The organism is Streptomyces sp. NPDC050535 (assembly GCF_044457665.1).
Classification (GTDB): Bacteria; Actinomycetota; Actinomycetes; order Streptomycetales; family Streptomycetaceae; genus Streptomyces.
The window spans coordinates 188,087-208,268 of the sequence record NZ_JBITHE010000015.1; the positions used below are offsets into that span (position 1 = coordinate 188,087).

General features: G+C 69.5%; 17 protein-coding genes and 1 pseudogene. 7 read left to right on the plus strand and 11 right to left on the minus strand.

Annotated elements, in window-relative coordinates; genetic code table 11:
• Positions 1–22: 22 nt before the first annotated feature.
• Positions 23–937: a transposase family protein gene (locus ACIBLC_RS29430; protein WP_399214333.1), complete on the minus strand. Its 915-nt coding sequence runs from the start codon at positions 935–937 to the stop codon at positions 23–25.
• Positions 938–1,000: 63 nt separating this feature from the next.
• On the opposite strand from ACIBLC_RS29430, the pseudogene ACIBLC_RS29435 reads away from it, so the two are divergent.
• The 3 genes and pseudogenes from ACIBLC_RS29435 to ACIBLC_RS29445 all read left to right on the plus strand — a co-directional run.
• Positions 1,001–1,393, plus strand: a pseudogene (locus ACIBLC_RS29435) (DUF899 family protein); the annotation flags it as partial.
• A gap of 141 nt (positions 1,394–1,534) precedes the next feature.
• Positions 1,535–3,064: an alpha/beta hydrolase gene (locus tag ACIBLC_RS29440; protein ID WP_399214310.1), complete on the plus strand. Its 1,530-nt coding sequence runs from the start codon at positions 1,535–1,537 to the stop codon at positions 3,062–3,064.
• 200 nt (positions 3,065–3,264) lie between these two features.
• Positions 3,265–3,576, plus strand: a complete 312-nt coding sequence (locus ACIBLC_RS29445) for a trypco2 family protein (RefSeq protein ID WP_399214311.1) — start codon at positions 3,265–3,267, stop codon at positions 3,574–3,576.
• Between the two features lie 330 nt (positions 3,577–3,906).
• On the opposite strand, the gene ACIBLC_RS29450 is transcribed toward ACIBLC_RS29445, so the two are convergent.
• Positions 3,907–5,514 carry a serine/threonine-protein kinase gene (locus tag ACIBLC_RS29450; RefSeq protein ID WP_399214312.1) on the minus strand — a complete coding sequence of 536 codons (1,608 nt, stop codon included), beginning with the start codon at positions 5,512–5,514 and terminating at the stop codon, positions 3,907–3,909.
• 255 nt (positions 5,515–5,769) lie between these two features.
• Between ACIBLC_RS29450 and ACIBLC_RS29455 the strand changes: the two genes are divergently transcribed.
• Positions 5,770–6,189, plus strand: a complete 420-nt coding sequence (locus ACIBLC_RS29455) for a YciI family protein (RefSeq protein ID WP_399214313.1) — start codon at positions 5,770–5,772, stop codon at positions 6,187–6,189.
• Positions 6,186–7,340 carry an RNA polymerase sigma factor gene (locus ACIBLC_RS29460; RefSeq protein ID WP_399214314.1) on the plus strand — a complete coding sequence of 385 codons (1,155 nt, stop codon included), beginning with the start codon at positions 6,186–6,188 and terminating at the stop codon, positions 7,338–7,340. Before ACIBLC_RS29455 ends, ACIBLC_RS29460 begins: the two co-directional genes overlap by 4 nt.
• Before the next feature lie 190 nt (positions 7,341–7,530).
• On the opposite strand, the gene ACIBLC_RS29465 is transcribed toward ACIBLC_RS29460, so the two are convergent.
• The 4 genes from ACIBLC_RS29465 to ACIBLC_RS29480 form a co-directional block, all read right to left on the minus strand.
• Positions 7,531–8,238, minus strand: a complete 708-nt coding sequence (locus ACIBLC_RS29465; protein ID WP_399214315.1) for a tryptophan 2,3-dioxygenase family protein — start codon at positions 8,236–8,238, stop codon at positions 7,531–7,533.
• 39 nt (positions 8,239–8,277) lie between these two features.
• The gene (locus ACIBLC_RS29470) at positions 8,278–9,552 is read right to left on the minus strand and encodes an aminotransferase class I/II-fold pyridoxal phosphate-dependent enzyme (protein ID WP_399214316.1); all 1,275 of its coding nucleotides are present in this window, start codon (positions 9,550–9,552) and stop codon (positions 8,278–8,280) included.
• A 175-nt stretch (positions 9,553–9,727) separates the two neighbouring features.
• On the minus strand, positions 9,728–10,933 hold the full coding sequence (locus ACIBLC_RS29475; RefSeq protein ID WP_399214317.1) for a PP2C family protein-serine/threonine phosphatase: 1,206 nt from the start codon (positions 10,931–10,933) through the stop codon (positions 9,728–9,730).
• Complete coding sequence (locus ACIBLC_RS29480) at positions 10,930–12,537, minus strand: CHASE3 domain-containing protein (RefSeq protein WP_399214318.1); 1,608 nt, start codon at positions 12,535–12,537, stop codon at positions 10,930–10,932. Before ACIBLC_RS29480 ends, ACIBLC_RS29475 begins: the two co-directional genes overlap by 4 nt.
• 108 nt (positions 12,538–12,645) lie before the next feature.
• On the opposite strand from ACIBLC_RS29480, the gene ACIBLC_RS29485 reads away from it, so the two are divergent.
• The gene (locus ACIBLC_RS29485; protein WP_399214319.1) at positions 12,646–13,416 is read left to right on the plus strand and encodes a response regulator; all 771 of its coding nucleotides are present in this window, start codon (positions 12,646–12,648) and stop codon (positions 13,414–13,416) included.
• A gap of 70 nt (positions 13,417–13,486) precedes the next feature.
• Here the strand turns inward: ACIBLC_RS29485 and ACIBLC_RS29490 are convergent, their stop codons facing one another.
• Complete coding sequence (locus tag ACIBLC_RS29490; RefSeq protein ID WP_399214320.1) at positions 13,487–14,233, minus strand: TetR/AcrR family transcriptional regulator; 747 nt, start codon at positions 14,231–14,233, stop codon at positions 13,487–13,489.
• Positions 14,234–14,327: 94 nt separating this feature from the next.
• On the opposite strand from ACIBLC_RS29490, the gene ACIBLC_RS29495 reads away from it, so the two are divergent.
• Positions 14,328–15,773 carry a DHA2 family efflux MFS transporter permease subunit gene (locus ACIBLC_RS29495; protein WP_399214321.1) on the plus strand — a complete coding sequence of 482 codons (1,446 nt, stop codon included), beginning with the start codon at positions 14,328–14,330 and terminating at the stop codon, positions 15,771–15,773.
• Between the two features lie 196 nt (positions 15,774–15,969).
• Here the strand turns inward: ACIBLC_RS29495 and ACIBLC_RS29500 are convergent, their stop codons facing one another.
• From ACIBLC_RS29500 to ACIBLC_RS29515, 4 genes are all read right to left on the minus strand, one after another.
• Positions 15,970–16,827: an oxidoreductase gene (locus ACIBLC_RS29500; protein ID WP_399214322.1), complete on the minus strand. Its 858-nt coding sequence runs from the start codon at positions 16,825–16,827 to the stop codon at positions 15,970–15,972.
• Positions 16,828–17,047: 220 nt separating this feature from the next.
• A complete protein-coding gene (locus ACIBLC_RS29505; RefSeq protein WP_399214324.1) occupies positions 17,048–18,598 on the minus strand; it encodes an amidohydrolase family protein in 1,551 nt (516 codons plus the stop codon).
• Complete coding sequence (locus ACIBLC_RS29510) at positions 18,595–18,795, minus strand: hypothetical protein (RefSeq protein ID WP_399214325.1); 201 nt, start codon at positions 18,793–18,795, stop codon at positions 18,595–18,597. The genes ACIBLC_RS29505 and ACIBLC_RS29510 overlap by 4 nt, the downstream gene beginning before the upstream one ends.
• Before the next feature lie 351 nt (positions 18,796–19,146).
• On the minus strand, positions 19,147–20,031 hold the full coding sequence (locus tag ACIBLC_RS29515; RefSeq protein WP_399214326.1) for an SDR family oxidoreductase: 885 nt from the start codon (positions 20,029–20,031) through the stop codon (positions 19,147–19,149).
• Between the last annotated feature and the right edge of the window lie 151 nt (positions 20,032–20,182).

Here is a 20,182-nt window from a genome sequence, read left to right on the forward strand (position 1 = left end):
TTGGCCTGGTCGTGGCCTGATGTCAGGCGGTGCTGGTGCGGTCGGAGACGAGGTTGGCGATGGCGCGGTAGGTGTCGGGCAGTCGGTCGCGTCGGTGGGTCCAGCGCAGCAGTTGCTTCCAGCGTTTGTGGTCGGCGAGGGCGTGTTCGACGGTGATGCGGTCGGATGAGTGCCAGTGGCGGTCGCGTTCCCATTGTTCGACTCTGCCGGGCAGTGCTCCGGGCCGCGGTTTTCTGGGCGGTGTGATCGCTTGCCCGCGGTGGTCGCGGCTCAGGCCGAGGTAGCCGTCGTCCAGGAGAACCTCGACGTCGGGGAAGTGTTGGAAGCACACGGCGATGCCCTCGTTGCGGGCGGCCGTGGCATCGTGCATCCGACCGGGCCGCAGGGTGTCGGTCCATAACGTGCGGCCCCGCCAGTCAGCGATGACGGTGGCTTTCATGGTGTTCTGCTTCTTCTTCCCGGAAACGAACGCGCGCCGTCCGCCGCGGCCGGCCGGTGGCCTGCGGACCTGGATCTCCGTGGCGTCCAGGCGCAGCTCGATGCCATCGGCCTGGGCGTAGGCGAAGACATCCGGCAGCGTCCGAAGTCGCAGGCCGGGACGGTTGGGGACCGCGCATCCCCGCTCGGCCAGGAGCGGTCGTATCTCTGCGATGGCGCGGGTGATGGTGGAGCGGTCGACGCCGAACAGCAGGCCCAGTACCGAGTGCGGCAGGTCGTGGCGCAGATGGATTAGCGTGGCCACCAGCCGGTCGACGAACACCAGTTGGTGGCGGGCTCCGGCCCCTTCGGCCCGCTTGCGGATTCCGCCCCGCGCAGCGTGACGGCGGCCTTCAAGGCCGGCCTGCCACGGCATCGCCAACTCCTCGATCAGGCGCGCGAGATGACGCCTAGAAATCCCCGTGAACAGCCGATGCGCCAACACTGCCCGATTGACCATGATCGCCACAGTTGGATCATGCCACCGGCCCGGCGCCTCACCCGCTATCACGCACCAACTCGTTACACCCAGCCCTGGTACTCGGTCCGGGGCGTGGCGGCGCCGGTCGGCGGAGAAATGGGGCACGTCCTCTGTTTCCTGCGCGACGGAGACCGCGTGTTCCTCACCTACTCCACGACGGGCCGTGGCAACGAGCCGGTCAACGGGTCCCTCGGCCTGCTCGACATGACGCCATACGGCCGCGGCGAGGCGTGGGAGGACAACCCCGAGGGCCGGCCCGTGATCGGCGATGTCCGCGAGGGGCACCCGTCCCAGGGCGGCCAGGCCTGCTGGTACTGGCGCGCGGATGCGGACGGCAACGCCACCTGGGGCCCGACCAGCCGCCCCGTGCCGCAGTGGACCCGCCCCGCCGCGACCTCCGTGGAGGCACTCGGCCGTCACGGCAACCACCACTGACGCGCCCGCATCGACGGCGTCGGCAAAAGGCGCACGTATCGCCCAAGTGCCGGTACTAGTCGTGCTCGGGGGGATAGCCTCACCCGCTTCCGGGGTCTTGCCGCAGTGTGCTGAGGTGCCCGCCGCTCTTAGCGTGCGGACATGTCAGCTTCCCGACCCATCGAAATGTTCGTAGCGTGCGTGGCGGTGCTCGCCGCCACCGCGACGGCCGCCACCAGTGCCGCCGTCGGCCCGGACCCGCTCACCCGCTTACACCGCCAGCACATCGGCTGGCACGCCTGCGCGCTCGGCCTCGATGACGAGGTCGGCCAGGCGCTGGACGCAGCCGGCGCCGAGTGCGCCGACATCACCGTGCCGCTCGACTACGCCGACCCCGGCGGTCGCACCATCACCGTCGCCATCTCCCGTCTGAAGGCCACCGACACCGCTCACCGCGTCGGCCCGCTGCTGCTCAACGACGGCGGACCGGCCGGCCCCAGCCTCCACATGCCGCTGACCAAGTCGAAGGTGATGGGAAAGGTCGCCGACCGCTACGACCTGATCGGCATGGACCCGCGCTTCGTCGGCCGCAGCACCCCGCTCGACTGCGGCTGGGACATCGGCTCCGCCCTCGTCCGCTCAGCCGGCACCGACCTGGCGGGCTACCGCGAGGAGGTCGCCATCGCGCGCGAGCTCGCCGAGCGGTGCGAGCGCACCAAGGGCGACGTGCTGCCGTACGTCACCACCCGCAACACCGCCCGCGACATGGACGTCATCCGCGCCGCCCTCGGCGAGGACACCCTCTCCTACCTCGGCTACTCCTACGGCAGTTACCTCGGCGAGGTCTACACCCAGCTCTTCCCGGGCCGTACCGACCGCGTGGTGCTCGACAGCGTCAATCCCCCGGAGCGCTACAGCCAGACCCTGCTGCGCGGCGCCGAGGCGGCCAACGAGGAGGCCCTGCGCGCATGGGCGTCGTGGGCCGCCGCGCGGCACGGCACCTACGGGCTGGGCGACACGCGCGGCGAGGTACTGGCGACGGTCGAGCACATCCTCGGCGCCGCGGCGGAGAAGCCGCTACGGATCGGCGAGGCGTACCTGCTGGACGAGCACGTGCTCCCCGCCATCTTCATCGGCGGCCTCGGCAGCGACCTCGACGAGCGGCGCGCCGACCTGGCCGGGACCGTACGCCTACTGGCGCGCGCCGCGGACCGCAAGCCGGTCGAGCCGTCCGAAGCGCTCGCCGGGCAACTGGAGTTCCTGCTGACCGCGGCGGGATCGGCCCCCGCCAGTCAGATGACCGCGATCATCTGCGGTGACGTGGCCGAGCGGCGCGGCATCGGCAGCTACTGGCGCGCGGTCGAGGAGTCCCGAGAGCGGTTCCCCCTCGCCGGGCCGCTGGCCAACAACATCACTCCCTGCGAGTTCTGGGACCGGCCCGCCGAGGCGCCGACCGTACTCGACAACGACGTCCCGGCCCTGCTCGTCGCCGCCACCGGCGATCCACGCACCCTCTACGCCGGTGCCCAGGCCATGCGCGACCAGTGGCCGAGCTCCCGGCTGCTCACCCTGAAGGGCGCCCGCCAGCACGGCCTCTACGGCGAGTACGGCAACACCTGCGTCGACGCGCGCGTCAACGCCTACCTGCGTACGGGACGGCTCCCCGCGCATGACCTGACCTGCGTGGCGTAGCCCTGGCACCGGATGTCCGAGTCGCGGTCGCCGTGCCGCCGAACCACCGCTCGGCAAAGCGGTGTTGGCTGCACGGCCATCGCCCCGGGCAAGGGCATGGTCGTACGCAAACCGCGCCATTCGGGCGGAGATCGGGTGTGCGACGGATAGCGGCGCCGAGCGACTTGTAGCATCTGATCAGCACCGCACAAGGGGGAACCGTGATCGAACTGGCCGACATGATCCGGGAGTTACGGAAGCAGTTGACCGCAGCGCCGGCCGACGGGGACGGAGAGGTCGTCCGCTTCGAGTTGGGGCCCGTGGAGGTCGAGGCGTCCATCGCCGTCACGCGGGAGGCCGGCGGAGACGCGAAGGTGCGGCTGTGGGTCGTGGACGCGAGGGCTAACGGCAAATACGCGCACGCCGAGACCCAGCGGGTCACGCTGACCCTCACCCCCAAGGCGGTTCCGGCGGACGGGAGTTCGCCCCGGACGGTACTGATCACGGGTGGCGAGGTTGACGGCGAGCGCTGACCGGGGCCTGCGGCCGGAGCCGGCCGCGGAGATCATCGTCGGGCCGGCCGGTGAACAGGGTCGTCGCGGCTCGGGCTATCTCGTTGCACCGGGCCGGGTCCTCACGGCCGCGCACGTCGTCGAGGACGCGGTGGGCATCCGGGTGCGTTTCGAGGCGGACCGGCCGGGAGAACGGATCGTCGACATCGACCCGGACGCCCTGCCCCCTGCGCGACGTCGTCTTCGCGTACCTGGGGCTCGACGACCGAGGGACCACCGACGCCTGACCGGGGCGCGGCACGCCCCTGGTCCTCTGCATCCCGCCTCGGTGATCCGGCTCCCCGCGACGATTCAGCCCGTTGTGCCGAAGCGGCTGCCGGTGATTTCTCCGTCTTCCGTGGTCGCCGCGGCGACACAGCGGAAGACCCGCAGACCGTCTGCCCACTGCTGCGCGGTCGGCGGAAGGATGTCGGTGTTCCACTCCGCGGTCACCTCGCGGCCCGCGGCCGATCTGGACTTGAGCATGACCTCCTGCGAGCACAGTGAGCGGACGTCGGGGTGCTTGACCAGGTCCCGGGCGTTGTTCGTCATCCCGTCCGCGGGCAGCGGGGCGATGGCGAAGGTCTCCCAGACGTGTTTCACCTGGCAGTCCGCACGGCTGACGGTGATCGTCCCCGAGATGTCGGTGATTCCGCTCCAGCACTCAGGCGTCGTCAGGCACCTGCCGCCCAGGCCGTCGACCGCGGCGGCCGGGCAGTTGTGCGTGCTGGTCGACACCCCGCCGAAACCCGTGTTCCCGTCGGCGCTCGGGCTCGTGGACGCAGTCGCGGTCGAAGCGGTTTCAGGGCTGTCCGACGACCGGTTCTGATAGGTGATGACCGTGACGGACACACTCACCGAGACCGCCACTGCCGCCAGAACGGCGATCAGACGGGGTCGATTTCTGTGGGGGTGCCGGTCGCCCGATCCCGGGCTGGTGACCGGCGGTTCCGCCGCGTCCGGTCGATCCGACGTTCCGGGAGCCACCGTTGGGGCTACGGAGTCCTGAACGGTGTGGTGCGCCGGCGCGGCGTCCCGCTCGGCTGGGACCGTGGCGTTGGTCGGGGGTGTATGCCCGAAGCCGCTCCGATGGACGGTGTCCGTGTTCACGGCGGCGAGGGCGTCTCGCAGTACGCCGGCGTCGGCTATCCGGTACCTCGGGTCAGCGGTCAAGGCGTGTCCGAGGACCTCGTTGAGGCCCGCCGGTACGCCTGGCAGATCGGGGTACGGCCAGGCGTGACGCACGATCAGTTCCGCGATACTGAGCTGGCCACCATCCTCGGGGAAGTGCGGTGGGCGGCCGAGAAGGAGGGCGTAGAGCGTCGCCGCGAGTGAGTACACATCGCCTGCCGGGGCCGGTTCGGCCATGTGGAAGGCCTCGGGCGGCGCGTACGCCGGAGTCAACGCCTCCCGGGTGACCGAGACTTCCCGTCCCGGCCTGGGCATGGCGGCCAGTCCGAAATCGGCGAGAGCGACACCGCCGTACCGGTTGACCAAGATGTTGCCCGGCTTGATGTCGCGATGAAGTACCCCGGCGGAGTGAGCCGCGGCCACCGCGTCGGCTATCCCCACGCCGATGTCGCACGCCGCCTTGACGGACAGCGGTCCGTCGCGGTGCAGACGGTCACCCAACGAGCCGCCGGGACACAACTCCAGGACCATGTACGGGCGGTTGTCGCCGAGTACCCCCGCGTCGTACACGGACACCACGTGCGGATGCCCGGACAGCTGACCGGCAGCGGTGACCTCCCGCAGAAAACGCTGCCGGTCCCGAGGCGAGACCAGCACCCTGCTGTCCACCTTGAGCGCCACCTCGCGGCCCACCGCGAGCTGCGACGCCCGGTACACCGTGGCGAAACCGCCCTGCCCCAGGACCCCTTGGATCTCGTAGCCGGACAGTTCCAGCCGTTCGAACCCCATCGTGCCGTCATCCCCCCACGCACAAACACCCGCGGCAGAGCGTCTGTCCGGGGACGCGCCGACTCTAGCGGAGGCCCCCGACAGCGGTATGCAGGAGTGCCACAGCCCCTGTAGGGAGCCCAGGGTTCCGGCTGCATTCCATGGGGCGCATCCGGCGAAAAGAAATCGGGCGGTGATGTCGAGATCCCGTGGCCGGCTACGTCCCGGGAGTGAACGCGGCCACAATGGGTCGCACCAGCACCGAGGAGAAACATCATGGCCAAGTACTTGCTGCTCAAGCACTACCGCGGCGCTCCGGCTCCGGTCAACGACGTGCCGATGGCCCAGTGGACGCCGGAGGAGATCTCGGCGCATGTGCAGTACATGAGCGACTTCGCGGCCCGGCTCGAGGAGAGTGGCGAGTTCGTCGACAGCCAGGCGCTCGCTCCCGAGGGGACGTTCGTCCGGTACGACGGCGAGGGCCGCCCGCCGGTCACCGACGGCCCCTTCGCCGAGACCAAGGACCTCATCGCGGGCTGGATGGTGATCGATGTCGACACCTACGACCGCGCCCTCGAACTGGCCGGAGAACTGTCGGCAGCCCCCGGAGCGGGCGGGAAGACGATCCACGAGTGGCTCGAACTGCGCCCCTTCCTGTCCGCGGCGTCCACCGTCACGGACTGCCTTTGGAAGTGAACGAGGTTCTGCTCCGGAGCCTCACGCCGAGCGTGCTCGGAATCCTCGTCCGCCGCGGAGCCGACTTCGCGGCGGCCGAGGACGCCGTACAGGACGCACTCATCCAAGCGGTCCGCGTCTGGCCCGCCAACCCGCCGCGGGACGCGAAGGGCTGGCTGGTGACCGTGGCCTGGCACCGGTTCCTCGACGCGACACGGGCGGACGCCGCCCGGCGTCGGCGCGAGGACCTCCTCGAGGAGGAGCCGGCGCCCGGGCCTACGACCGCGGCGGACGACACACTCCAGCTCTACTTCCTGTGCGCCCACCCGTCGCTGACACCGTCGTCGGCCGTCGCGCTCACGCTGCGCGCCGTCGGTGGGCTGACCACCCGGCAGATCGCCCAGGCCTACCTGGTGCCCGAGGCGACCATGGCGCAGCGCATCAGCCGGGCCAAACGCACCGTCGCCGGCGTGCGCCTCGACCAGCCCGGCGACGTGGCCACCGTGCTGCGGGTCCTCTACCTGGTCTTCAACGAGGGCTACTCCGGTGACCTCGACCTCGCCGCCGAAGCCATCCGGCTCACCCGCCAGCTCGCGACCGCGATCGACCACCCCGAGGTGGCGGGGCTGCTCGCCCTCATGCTGCTCCACCACGCCCGCCGCGCCGCCCGGACCGCACCGGACGGCAGCCTGGTCCCCCTCGCCGAACAGGACCGCGGCCGGTGGGACACCGCGTCGATCACCGAGGGCATCGGCATCCTGCAAGCGGCGCTCGCCCGCGACCGGCTCGGCGAGTACCAGGCCCAGGCCGCGGTCGCGGCCCTCCATGCCGACGCACCCACCACCGAGGAAACCGACTGGGTCCAGATCGTCGAGTGGTACGACGAGCTCACCCTGCTGACCGACAACCCCATCGTCCGGCTCAACCGCGCGGTCGCCCTCGGTGAAGCCGACGGACCGCGCGCCGGCCTGACCGCCCTCGCGGCGCTCGACCACACACTTCCCCGCCACACCGCGGCCGCCGCCTACCTCCACGAACGAAACGGCGACCTCCCCACGGCGGCACGCCTCTACAGCGAAGCCGCCCACAAAGCCCAGACCCTCGCCGAACGCGACCACCTCACCCGCCAGGCCGCCCGCCTCAACACCGCCACGTCACACCGCCGCACGTGATGGCCCCGCGACGACGACACGGAGCGCGGGACGGGCCGTCGACGCCATCGCCGCGATCAGACAAGGTGCGGTTTCGACCGAGTGGCCGCTTCCGGCGCAGGAGGTGGACGGCCAGAGCTTCAGCTCGGATACCGTCGTCTCACACTTCGCGCACAGCCGCCAACACAGCGACTCCCTCACCGTAGTCGCGTTATATGGAGGCCAAGCCGGCGTGCGCCTCGCCTCGCAGGAGGCGTAGTTCCGGGAGCGGAAGGGTCAGGTGACGGGTCAGGTGCTCGGTGCCGGTCGTGCCGCCTGTGCCCGGACGGGATCCCAACAGCTTGGACGCCACGGCGACATGTGTGATCTTCCACTGCCAGAAGCCGTTGCCGATGTCCATCAAGAGTTCGCATGCGCGGTGGAAAACACCGGCCTGGGCTCCGAGGCGGCACACCCGGGAGACCGATGTGCCGTGGTGCTCCAGCGCGGCGGCGAGTGCTCCGTACAGCCGCCCGGGCCGCTCGCCACCCCCCAGAATCGTTTCGAGCCGGGCGAATTGTGGAGACTCGGCTCCGCTCACCTCGCCCAGGTACGGACGGAATTCGGCGAAATGGCGCAGCGGCAGCTGGTCGAGAGCGCGCGTCTGGGTCACTATCACTTCAAGCAATCGGTTTGCCCGATGCAGGAGTTCGGTCACCGATTCGACGTCCGCGATCGTAGGCAAGGAATTGAGGCTGTCCGTCGCAGCGTCCAGGTCGCCCAGTACCTGCTTCAGCATCAGTTCACAGCACTGATGACTGATGATGAAGAACTGCTCGGACAAAACGACTGAATCGCCCTCTGCATCCCGGGACTCCGGGTTCTGGAGGCCGAGGAGCACATCCAGGTGAAGGTACTCCTGGTATGTGGACGCGGTCATGGTTGTCCTTTCACGACGAAAACGTACAACGGCACCACTTCACACCGCGCGGGTAATCTCCGTCGCGTCTGCGATCGCCAGGCGCACGCAGACGGCTATCACGTACATCGCCTCACGTAGATCCCCCAGGGGCAGATGTGTTGGCGCAATTCGGATATGCCTGTCCCGTGGATCGGCACCGCCAGGAAACGCGGAGCCGGCCGGGGGCAGCGCGACGCCGGCCCGGCCAGCGAGACGCGTCACCACGCTCGCGCAGCCATCCGGAACGTAGAGGCTCACGAAATAGCCGCCACTGGGACGGGTCCAGCTGACCGCGCCCAGGGAACCGACTTCCTCGCGCAGCACCATATCGACCGTTTCGAAGCGCGGGGCCATGAGTGCACGATGACGATCCATGTGAGCGTGCACTCCGGCCGAGTCGCCGAAGAATCGCACATGCCGAAGCTGGTTGATCTTGTCCGGCCCGATCGTCTGCTTGCTCATCAGGTCCAACAGCCATGACACGTTGGCCTGTGAGGAGCCGAAAAAGGCTACACCCGAGCCCGCGTGAGTGATCTTCGACGTCGAACCGAAGACCATGGCACGGTCCGGATTGCCGGCTGACGCGCACTCATCGAGTACCGGGAGTACCTCCCTCCTGTCGGGAGTCAGGTGGTGCACGGCATAGGCGTCGTCCCAAAGCAGTCGGAAGTCCGGCGCCGCCGTAGGCATGGCTGCAAGGCGCCGTACGACCTCGTCGCTGTAGATCTCGCCGGTCGGATTGCTGTACTTGGGAACGCACCACATACCTTTGACTCGCGGATCTGCCGCGACGAGCGCCTCGACGACATCCATGTCCGGGCCATGACCCGTAAGCGGGACGGGCACCATGCTGATTCCGAAGCGCTTGCAGATCGCGAAATGGCAGTCGTAGCCGGGTACGGGGCAGAGGAAGACGATCTCCTCCTCATCGGCCCAACGTCTTTGGGCTCCCGGCAAGGGAGAGTGCAAAGCCTGCGAGACGACCTCGTGCATCAGGTTCAGGCTGGAATTGCCCAACGCCAGCAGGTTCTCCGTCGGCACGTGCAGCAGGTCGGCGAAGATGGCGCGAAGCTCCGTCAGCCCCGTCAGACCGCCGTAGTTTCGGCAATCGGTGCCGTCCGCCGCCTTGAAGTCGCCCGGCCCCGGCAGGGCGAGGAGTGCGTCGGCCAGGTCCAGTTGTTCCGAGGACGGCTTGCCTCGGCTGATGTCGAGAGCAAGACCGCGTGCCAGCAGCGCCGCGTAGTCGGCGCGTGCGGTCTCGATGTCGACATCTGTCAGGGTGTCGAATGACATGGGGGCATCCCGGCACTAGGTGTGCGGCCGAACGTCGTCAGCCGTCGGCGGGCGGCCCGCCTGCCACGCGCACTACGGCTGCGGACGACCAGTGGTTCAGGGCCGGGCCTCAGAGCGATGTGAGCGGGTCAGCTTCGAGGACTCGCAGGTCGCCGAGGTGATCGGGCCAGTGCCCTCAGAGGCGGGCAGGCCGACTGACCCAGTCGAGGCGGAGCACGGCCAGGTCGTCGGAGTGCCGGCCCGCGTTCAGCGCATGGGTCTCCTTGATCAGGAGGTCGATGTGCGCGTCCGGGTCTGTCGGCGGCAGGTCCCCGATCAGCGCGAGCAGCCCTTCGACACCGAGCCGCTCGGCCTTCGTTCCGTTGTGTCCCTCAGTGAGGCCGTCGGTGTAGAGGGTCAGGGCTCCGGAGGCCGGGAGCGGGATGACCGTGGAGGGCCAGCTTCGGATCCCGGGAACGATGCCCAGGGCGATGCCGTGCGCGGCGTCCAGTTCCCGGGTCCCCTCAGCCGTGGTGAGGAGGGGTTGGTGATGGCCGGCGAGGTGGAGGGTGGCAGTGGCGGAGTCCTGATCGAGCGTGAGCAGGGTGCAGGTGGCGAACAGCTGTTGGCTGTCGCGTTCGGCGACCAGGATGCGTTCCATCAGATGCAGCAGGTCGTTCCCGCGGTGCCCGCCGAGAACGAGGGAGCGCCAGGCGATGCGGAGACAGACACCGAGCGCGGCGGCGTCGGGGCCGTGGCCGCTGACATCGCCGACGACGGCGTGCAGCAGCCCGTCGTCTCCCTCGACCACGTCCAGGAAGTCGCCGCCGAGCAGGGCCATGGTGGCACCGGGCAGGTACCGGGACGTCACTTTCACCGTGGAGGTGTCGAGCATCGGCTGCGGCAGCAGGCCGCGTTCCAGGCGGGCGTTCTCCTCCGCCCGCAGCCGGACGGCCTGGGCTTCGGCGCTCGCGCGTTCGGTCTGGCTCCGGTAGACGGCGTAGCGCAGTGTCCTCTGCAGCAGATCCGCTTCGACCTTGCCTTTGACGAGGTAGTCCTGAGCTCCGGCGGCCATGGCGTCGGTGCCCGCCCGGTCCTCGGACAGCCCGGTCAGGACGATCACCGCCGTGTGCGGGGCCTGCTCCCGGACGGCTGTGACCGCGTTGACGCCCGACACGTCGGGCAGGTGCAGATCGAGGAGTATGCAGTCGATCGGGTTGGCCGCCAGTTCGGCACGGGCCTCGGCCAGAGTGGTCCGGGTGGTCAGCGTGAATCGCAGCCCGGTGTCGTGGAGGAGTTCTTCCACGATCAGGGCGTCACCTTCGTCGTCCTCGATCAGAAGGATTCGGTACATCGGCTCGTCGGAAGCCCCTTGCGGGGCGGCTGTCGTGGTCGACGTCATCGTGCCTGCTCCGTGACGGAGCGGGCGGCTTCCGGCAGGGTGGACGGGCCGGGGCTTTCCGGCGGTTGGGGTGCAAGGGTGAAGGTGATGCGTGCGCCGTCGTGGTAATCCGGGTCCACGTTGATGGTGCCGCCGTGGAATTCGACGATCTTCTTGCACATCGCGAGGCCGATTCCGCTGCCGCTGTAGGCGTCCTTGGTGTGCAGCCGCTGGAAGATCACGAAGATCTTGTCGGCGTACTCCGGCGCGATGCCGATGCCGTTGTCGGTGACGGTGAACCGCCACAGTTCGCCTTCGCGGGCCGCCGTGACGTGGATCTTCGGCGCTTCGCCCGGGCGGCGGAACTTGACGGCGTTGCCTATCAGGTTCTGCCAGAGCATGCCCAGTTGGGTGGGGTCGGCAACGATGGTCGGCAACGGATCGTGGGTGATCGCCGCTCCGGCTTCCTCGATACCGACGCTCAGCGTGGACAGGGTTCTTTCCAGCACCTTGTCCAGGTCGACGCTCTGCTGGGCGTTGTGCATCCGCCCGACCCGGGAGAAGTCGAGCAGGTCGTTGATGAGCGTCTGCATGCGGTTCGCCCCGTCGACCGCGAAGTCGATGTACTGATCGGCCCGGCTGTCGAGCTGCCCTCCGTAGCGGCGCTGGAGGAGCTGGGTGAAGCTGGAGACCTTCCGCAGCGGCTCCTGAAGGTCGTGGGAGGCCACGTACGCGAACTGCTCCAGCTCGGCGTTGGAGCGCTGGAGGTCCGCGGCCTGCGCGTCCAGGCGCAGCCGGGTCTCCTCGCTGAAGGCCAGCTCCCGTACGAGACGTTGGCGCATGAAGTCGATCTCGGCGCTGAGCCGCCGCAGGTCCAGCGGGCCGGTCGGGGTGATGGGGTGGTCGAAGTCCCCGCCGGAGATGGCCCTGGCGTCCGCGCCGAGCTGCTCCAGCGGCCTGTTGATCCCGCGGCGCAGTCCTTCGAAGACCAGTGCCGTGAGGAGGGCGATGAGCACCGCGATGGCACTGAACACCCAGTTCCGCGAGGCCGTCGTGGCCATCAGGTCGTCCCTCGCCTGCACGCGTTCCGCGCGCAGCCGCTCCTGCTGGCCGCTCAGGGCGACACGTACCTCGTCGAAGGCCCTCTTGCCCTCCGCCGACCGTTCGGTGGCCAGCGGTGAGGCGGAGCCGGGGGGTGCGGCGGCGATGGGCCGGGCGATCCTCTCCTGCCAGTTCGTCACGGCATCCCGCACGGTCTTCAGGTCGTCCAGGCCCGCGGAGTCACCCTTGAGCAGCTCGGTCAGTTCCGCAAGGGTCGTCTTCTGCTCGGTGAGTCCCTGCCGGTAGGGAGAGAGGAAGTCCGGTGTGCCGGTGAGACCGTAGCCCCGGATGCCGGTCTCCTGGTTGAGCATGGCCGATTCCAGGCGGATCGCGCTGGTCAGCGCCGGAGTCCGCACATCCACGAGCTCGCCGCTGATCGACTCGGTCCGTTCCAGGACCCATGCTCCCGCCACCCCGAGCAGGGCGAGAACCGCCAGGGACACGCCCACCCCGACACGAAGCCACCGGCGGGTCGTCCACGTGGAAAGCCCTCGCATACGCGATTGCCTCTCATCGCCGGTCATTCTGTGGGCTCCTCGCTGTGCAATCGGTCGTAAAAGTTGGGGCAGCACACCTTAGAGGGTGACAACCCTTGTTGTCGCGGAGCTGCTCCGGGACCTAAAGTGCCGAGCATGCCCGGCAAGGATTTCGCATCGCAGATCGCCCCGCAGAAGACAGCCGCCATCGCGGACGCGGCGGTCGGCGACCTTGCGCAGCGGCTCGCCCACACGCTTCGGAGAGCCCCGTCCCACCCGGCACCGGACGACCCGGCACCGGCTCTGGCACTGCTCCACGTGCTGGATCACCTCAAGCAGGCCACCGAACGACTCCAGCAGCAGGCGGCCCTGGCCGCCGCCCGGGCGGGTGCCGGGTACCCACAGATCGGCGCCGCCTGCGGCATGACCCGGCAGGGCGCCCGGCGCCGCTGGCCGGGACTTTTCCACCACTCCAACGAGAAACCCACGGAGCATCCGAAAATGACCACGCCCAGCCGCCCCTTCGACGTCCTGCTCGTCGAAGACGACATCGCCGACGCCATGCTCATCGAGGAAGCCCTCTCCGAGCGCGGAGCCCGCAATCTGGTCCAGGTCACCGACGGAGTCGCCGCGCTGGAACACCTGCGGACCCCGGGCACCCCGCGGCCGGACCTCATCGTCCTCGACCTGAACATGCCCCGGATGAACGGCCGGGACCTGCTCAAGGTCCTCAAGGGCGATGACGATCTCCAGACGATCCCCGTGGTCGTCCTCACCACGTCGACCGCCCCGGACGACGTCACCGGCGCGTACAGCAGTCACGCCAACGCCTACGTGACCAAGCCGGTCAACCTGGAGGAGTTCGAGCGGGCCGTCCAGAGCATCGACGCCTTCTACCTCGACACCGCCGCCCGGCCCCGCCCCTGAACCGACCGGGTCCGACCTCCGATGCACGGGGTCCCGGCTGCCGGTGCGGCAAGCACGGAGTCGGGCCCGTTCACGCGTTCCGCCGTGAACCCGGAAGTCCGTCGATCATCAGGCCGATGGTGAAGTCGAAGCGGTCGGGGACGGTCCCGGCGGTGAGCTCGGCGGCGTAGCGCTTGGTCTGGGGGAAGGTGTCGGGCAGTGCCGCGAATCGGCGCAGTAGCTCGTCGCGGCTGACGACCCAGTTGTCGTCACTGCGGCTGAGCCGCCGGTTCGCCAGGGAGACCTCGAGACTGTAGGCGCTGACGTAGAGCGACAGTGAGTCGACCGCCCAGGCGGCAGCCTGCGGGGCGATGCCCCCGGCGAGCAGGACGCCGAGCATCCCCTCGGCGACGCGCAGCGTGTCCAGATTGGACGGCGCGGCGGCAAAGGCCGCCCGGGAGATCCCGGGGTAGCGCAGATACTGGTCACGAAGCTGAGTACAGATGCTGACGATCTGCTGCCGCCAGGCGGCCGGGTCCGGCTCGGGCAGGTCGATCTCCGCGCACAGACGGCCGATGAGCAGCTCGTCCAGGTCCTCTTTGTTGACCACGTGGGCGTAGAGGGACGACGGCCCAGTCTCCAGCGCGGTGGCCAGGCGCCGCATCGTCAGGGCTTCGTAACCCTCACTTTCCACAAGGCCGAACGCCGCGCCGATGATCGCATCGACCGTGATCGGTTTCTTGCGCCCGCCGGAGGGCCCACGCCGGGCAGCGGGTGCGTTCGAGTCGGTGCCGAGCTGGTGCCGCGCCGCGCGCCGCTGCTCAGGAGTCGGTGACATACGGGCAGTCTAGCGAATTGACGAACGGTGTTCCGAATCACAAAGAACAGTGTTCGTATTGAACAGAACGTCGATCCGATATAGAACAGTGTTCGTGTCTACTACCCAGCACATATCCCCAGCGCCCACCACCAGCACACTGCCGCTGCGCACCGCGTGGCTCGTCCTGGCCGTCGTGGTCACGGCCGACATCATGGATCTGATCGACTCCGGCATCGCCAACCTCGCCGGCCCCTCCATCCGCGCCGACCTCGGCGGCGGCCAGGTGACGGTGCAGTGGGTGCTCAGCGCCTACACCGCGGCCTTCGCGCTCGGCCTGGTCACCTCAGGACGGCTCGGGGACCTCCTCGGGCGGCGACGGTTGTTCCTGCTCGGCATGACCGGCTTCACCCTGGCCTCGCTGGCCTGCGGACTCGCCCCCAACGCGGTCTTCCTGATAGTCGCCCGCACGCTGCAGGGCCTGTGCGGGTCGGTCATGATCCCGCAGGGTCTTGCCCTGGTGAAGGTCGTGTTCCCGCCCCAGCACCTGCGCAAGGCACTGACCCCGGTCGGCCCGCTGATGGGCCTGAGCATGGTGGCCGGCCCCATCCTGGCCGGCTGGCTGCTCCACCTGGACCTCTTCGGCAGCCAGTGGCGCTCCATCTTCCTGATCAACGTCCCGTTCGGGATCGCCGCCCTCGTACTCGCCCGGCGTGTCCTGCCCCACCACGGCGGGGAGGACCCGACCGCCCGCCTCGACCTCACCGGCGTCGGCCTGCTCACCGCGGCCTCCGCGCTGCTCATAGTCCCTCTCATCCAGGGACGCGAACTCGGCTGGCCCGCCTGGACCTACGTCATGATGGCCGCCGCGGTCGTCATGCTCGCCCTGTTCGTCGTCTCCCAACGGCGCAGCAAGCATCCCGTCATCACACCGTCGCTGTTCCGCAAGCGCAGCTTCGTCGTCGGCCTGATGATCGTGGCCGGGTTCTACGCGTCACTGAGCGCGTTCGTCCTCGTCATCAACCTGCTCCTGCAGCAAGGCATGCACTGGACGCCGCTGCACACAGGCCTCTCGCTGATTCCCTGGGCCCTCGGCACCGCCGTCGCCGTGCTCCTGGCCGGCGCCGTGCTCGCCGAGAAGCTGGGGCGCGCCGGCCTGCACCTGGGACTGGCCATCGCCGTAGTCGGCCTGCTGGGCCTGTGGTGGTCCATCGCCCACTGGGGCGCCGACATCACCGTCTGGAAGCTGGCGCCCGCGCTGCTGTTCACCGGCTTCGGCTCCGGGCTGGTGTTCGTCCCGCTGGTCGATTTCATCATCGGCGATGCCACCGCCGAGGAAGTCGGCACTGGTGCGGGCCTGCTGAACGCCGTCCAGCAGTTCGCCGGCGCCATCGGCGTCGCCGCCCTCGGCACGGTGTTCTTCGCCCGGGTCGGGCACCCGTCCGTCCATTCCTACTTCGCCGCCGCGGAACTGGTCTTCGGCATCGCCGCGGGCCTGAACCTCCTGACGCTACTGCTGGTGGGCTTTCTGCCCAAGCACGCCCAGCAGGCGCACGGCTGACAGCGACCGGCAGCGGGCAGGCCGCTGCCGGTCGATCGGGGCACGGCATTCACGGGACCGACTCCGCGGCCAGGTCGTCAGACGTCGTCAGCGGGGGGAACGAGCAACCGCGGACCTGTTCATGAGCCGCCTGATTCCTGAGTGCTTCTGGGAAACGGTGGTCCGATGCCGGTGGGAGCCGCGGCTCCGGTCGTTTCTACTCGAGTTCGGCGATGTCCTCCGCGCTCGGCCTCAGCGCACCGGCGGCGATGTTCTCTTCCAGGTGGTCCAGCGAACCCGTGCCGGGGATGAGCAGGATGTTCGGCGATCGGGCCAGCAGCCAGGCCAGGGCCACCTGCGGCGCGGTCACACGGTGGCGGGCGGCGACGGCGTCCAGATGCTTGGCCGTGATCGGCTGGAATCCGCCGACCGGGAAGAAGGGGACGTAGGCGACGCCGGCCTCCGCGCAGGCGTCGACGAGTGGGTCGTCGTCTCGCTGGGACAGGTTGTAGAGGTTCTGGACGCAGGCGATCGGCGCGATCTCGCGGGCCTCGGCGAACTCGGCGCTCGTGACGTTGGAGATGCCCAGATGACGGATCAGGCCCTCCTCGCGCAGCGCGAGCAGCGTTTCCAGGGGCGCGGCGAAAGGTGCTTCGGCCCGGTCGAGGTCCCCCATCCGCAGATTGACCACATCCAGGCGGTCCAGGCCGAGTGAGCGCAGGTTCGCCTCGACGGCCCGGCGCAGGTTGTCGGGGGTGAGGCCGGTCTTCTCCCCCGCTGGCAGGGCGATGTCGGAACCCTCGACCAGCGCGCCCACCTTGGTCACGATGACCAGGTCGTCCGGGTAGGGGTGCAGCGCCTCGCGGATCAGCTCGTTCGCCGCCACCCCGTCACGGGAGTAGTAGTGCGCGGTGTCGATGTGGTTGACCCCGAGTTCCACGGCACGGCGCAGGATGCCCAGTGCCGTCTCCCGGCTGGGCCGGTCGCCCCTCGGCCAACCGGTCAGCTTCATCGTGCCGTACCCGATCCGCGCGACACTCAAGTCGCCGCCCAATGCCCATCGTTCTGTCGTCACGATCAGCACCCTAAGGGCTGTCCCGTAATCCCCGGCGGGCGCACGACGACAGCTACGGCACCTCGCCGCGTTGTCGGATCACCCGAATACACCCGGTATGAGGACGACCCTCCGCCTTGCGATGCACCGCATCTGACGCCGCGCGCTGATCCACCGGGGATTACGGGACAGCCCTTAGTGCCGTGATATCGCCGGCGCGGCCCGGCCGGTCAGGATGAGTTCAGAGCAACGGTCCGTGGGTCCAGGAACCGGCGAGCATGGTGGCGTGCACCGGCATGTCGCGCAGGGTGCGGGCGTCGGCTGTCAGTGGGTCGGTGTCGGTCACCACCAGATCCGCCGGGTCGCCGACCCGGATCAGTCGGCGGCCCCGGGTGGAACCGGCAAGGGCGTCCGCGACCGGAATACGTTGTTCGGGGTGCCAGGCCGGACGCCTGTCACCGGTCCGGGTGACCGCGGACGCGATGGTCAGCCAGGGGTCGAGCGGTGCGACGGGGGCGTCGGAGCCCAGTTCCAGAACGGCTCCGGCGGCGAGCAGGTCGGCGAAGGCGTAGGCGCGATGGGTCCGCCCCGCCCAGTGGTGGTCGGCGACATCCCGGTCGTCCACGGCGTGGGTGGGCTGGACGCCGACGGTGACGCCCAGTTCGGCGAAGCGCGGGATGTCCTTCGCGGCGAGCAGTTGGCCGTGCTCGATCCGGCCGTGGCAGCGGACCGCCTCGAAGGCGTCGAGAGCCATTTCGTTGGCGCGGTCCCCGATCGCGTGTACGGCGGGGACGATCCCGTGGGAGGAGGCGCGGCGCAGCAGGGTGACCAGTTCCTGCGGGGTCAGCTCCTCCAGTCCGTGGGAGCCCGGTTCGCCGGAGACCGTGCCCGGGTACGCCTCGTGGCACAGCGCCGTACGCGTGTTGAGCGAGCCGTCGGTGAAGAGCTTGAACGGCCCGACCTCCAGCAGCCCGTGGGGGGTGTCCAGAGTCTGGCCGGTGCGCAGCCCGCGGCTGATCGCCGCTTCCAGGTGCGGGGGCCAGATGGAGGCCGCCACCCTGAGCGGGACTGGTGCGTCGTTGATCCGGCGGGCCCAGTCGGCGATGTTGTCGGCGTACTCGAAGTCGACGATGCCGGTGATCCCCCGCGCCGCGGCGGCGACGCAGGCGTCCCGGACCCATTGGTCCGTCAACTCCGGCGCGGCGGCGGGCATGGCGGCCACGGCCTCGATGCAGTCCTGTTCGCGCAGCAGTCCGGTGGGATGGTCGCCGCGGCCCACCAGGGCGAGTCCGGCCGAGTTGAGCCAGGCGGAGTGCAGATCCATGCTGATCAGCAGCGCGGGCCGGTCCCGTACGACGGCGTCGAGCAGGTTCTTGTGGGGCGGACTCGGCCACAGTCCGTCGCGGAAGCCGTAGCCGATCATCGCTTCGCCGGGTGGCAGGGTGGCGGCCTGTTCGCCGGCCGCCTCCGCCGCGGCCCGCGCCGATCCGGCGCCGGACACGTCGAGGCGGCGGCGCGACACCGCCCACTGGACCATGTGGACGTGCGAGTCCCAGAGGCCCGGCAGCAGGGTGCGGCCGTCGAGGTCGTGGCTCTGTCCGTCGGCGTGCGGTGCTTCGCCCGCCTGGTGGACGGCCGTGACGACGGCGTTCTCGATCCGTACGTCGCTCAACGGCCCGCCCGCGCCCAGGTGTACCCGGCGCAGGGTGACCGCCGGGGCGGTGGTCGTCGTCGTAGTGGCCTTCGAGATGGTCGTCGTGGTGGTGGTCGTCGTGGTCTTCGCGGTGCTCACGGCTTCCTCCGGATGTCGCGCATGGCGCGGGCGAGTTGGGGATGAGCGTACGGCGGCTCGCCTTCGAGGGCTTCGGCGAACCCGATGACGACGCTTTCGCGCTCGTCCTGGCCGAGTCTCGCCTCGGCCGTCAACTCTCGTGGCGGGCAGCCTGAATCCGGTGACGGCGGGGGCGATCCGGTGGCGTAGGAAGACACGCGGCCAGCCGTCAGGGCTCGGGAAAGCGGTCCTCGAAGTGGTCGATGGTGGCGGACAGCACGCCGTAGGTGTCCGCCGGGCCGAGGATCTCGGGGCGGCCGTGGACGTGGAGGACGGTGAAGTTCCACCGCCGCGAACCGGCAGCGGGGTGGAAGCTGATCGGTACGAGGCCGAAGAGGGAGTGGTCCGGGATGCCCGTGCCTGTCGATCACGGGGTCGGCCTCGTCGGGCAGGATTCCGGGTTTCTCCCTCGGAGCGCTCGGAACGGCTCGGCCGACCGCCCATGTCGCGCACTGGCCAGTTGCACGGGCCGCCGGTGGGGTGGGGAACCCTCATCGGGACGCTTCGGGCTACGACCCCGCCGGGACGCTCCCGGGCTCCTGCCTCACCGGGGCGAACGCCTCCAGATGATCCCTGGCCCACTCCCGGAAAGACCCCGGCGGCCGCCCCGTCACCACCCGCACCGTGTCCTCCACCTGCGTCTTGACACCCGCTCGTTGCCGCTCCGCGCTTTCCAGCAGCGCTTCCGCCACCGCCGCCGGATAACGTCGCAGCCAGCCCGCCCGTGCCGCTCCCCGGGTCAACTCCTCGAAACGCAACGGTGCCTTCAAAAGCTGCCCCAGTTGCCGCGCCTGGTCCGCTGCCGTCAAGGCCTCCGGTCCCGTCAACGTGTAAGCGCGTCCCGCGTGCCCGGGCTGCGCCAGCACCCGCGCCGCGACCTCCGCCACATCCCGCGGATCCACACACGCGCACGCCGACTCCCCGTACAGCGCCCTCACCACCCCTTCTCCCCGCACCGAAGAGGCCCACCCGAGCGCGTTCGACATGAACGCCCGCGGGCGCAACAACGTCCACTCGACCCCCGACACCCGCAGCAGCTCCTCATTCGCCCGTTGCCACCGCGTCACCAGGTCAACCGATCCCTGGTCCAGCACGGCCGCGGCGGACAGCTTCACCACCCGCTCCACTCCCGCCCGCTGCGCCGCACGAACAAAGCGCACGTCATCGTCGGCCCCGATGCGCACCGTCACCACGAAGGCCGCGCTCACCCCGTCCACGGCCCGAGCCAACGACGCGGCATCGCCGAAATCCCCCACCGCCACGTCCACTCCCGACCCCGCGAACTCGGCAGCCTGCCCCGGATCCCGCACCATCACCCGCACCCCCAGGTCCGAAGGAAGCCGCCGGACCACCTCCCGCCCCACTACACCGGTCGCACCCGTCACCAAAATCATCCGGACCCCCCAGAACCACCGAGAACCAACACACCGGTCACCACCACCGCCCGCGCCCCGCTCTGGTCACGCCCCGTCTCCGCCCCACCCCGCCCCGTTACGGCCACTTCCCCGCAACTCATTGAATCCAGTACAGCCATAGTGCAAGATG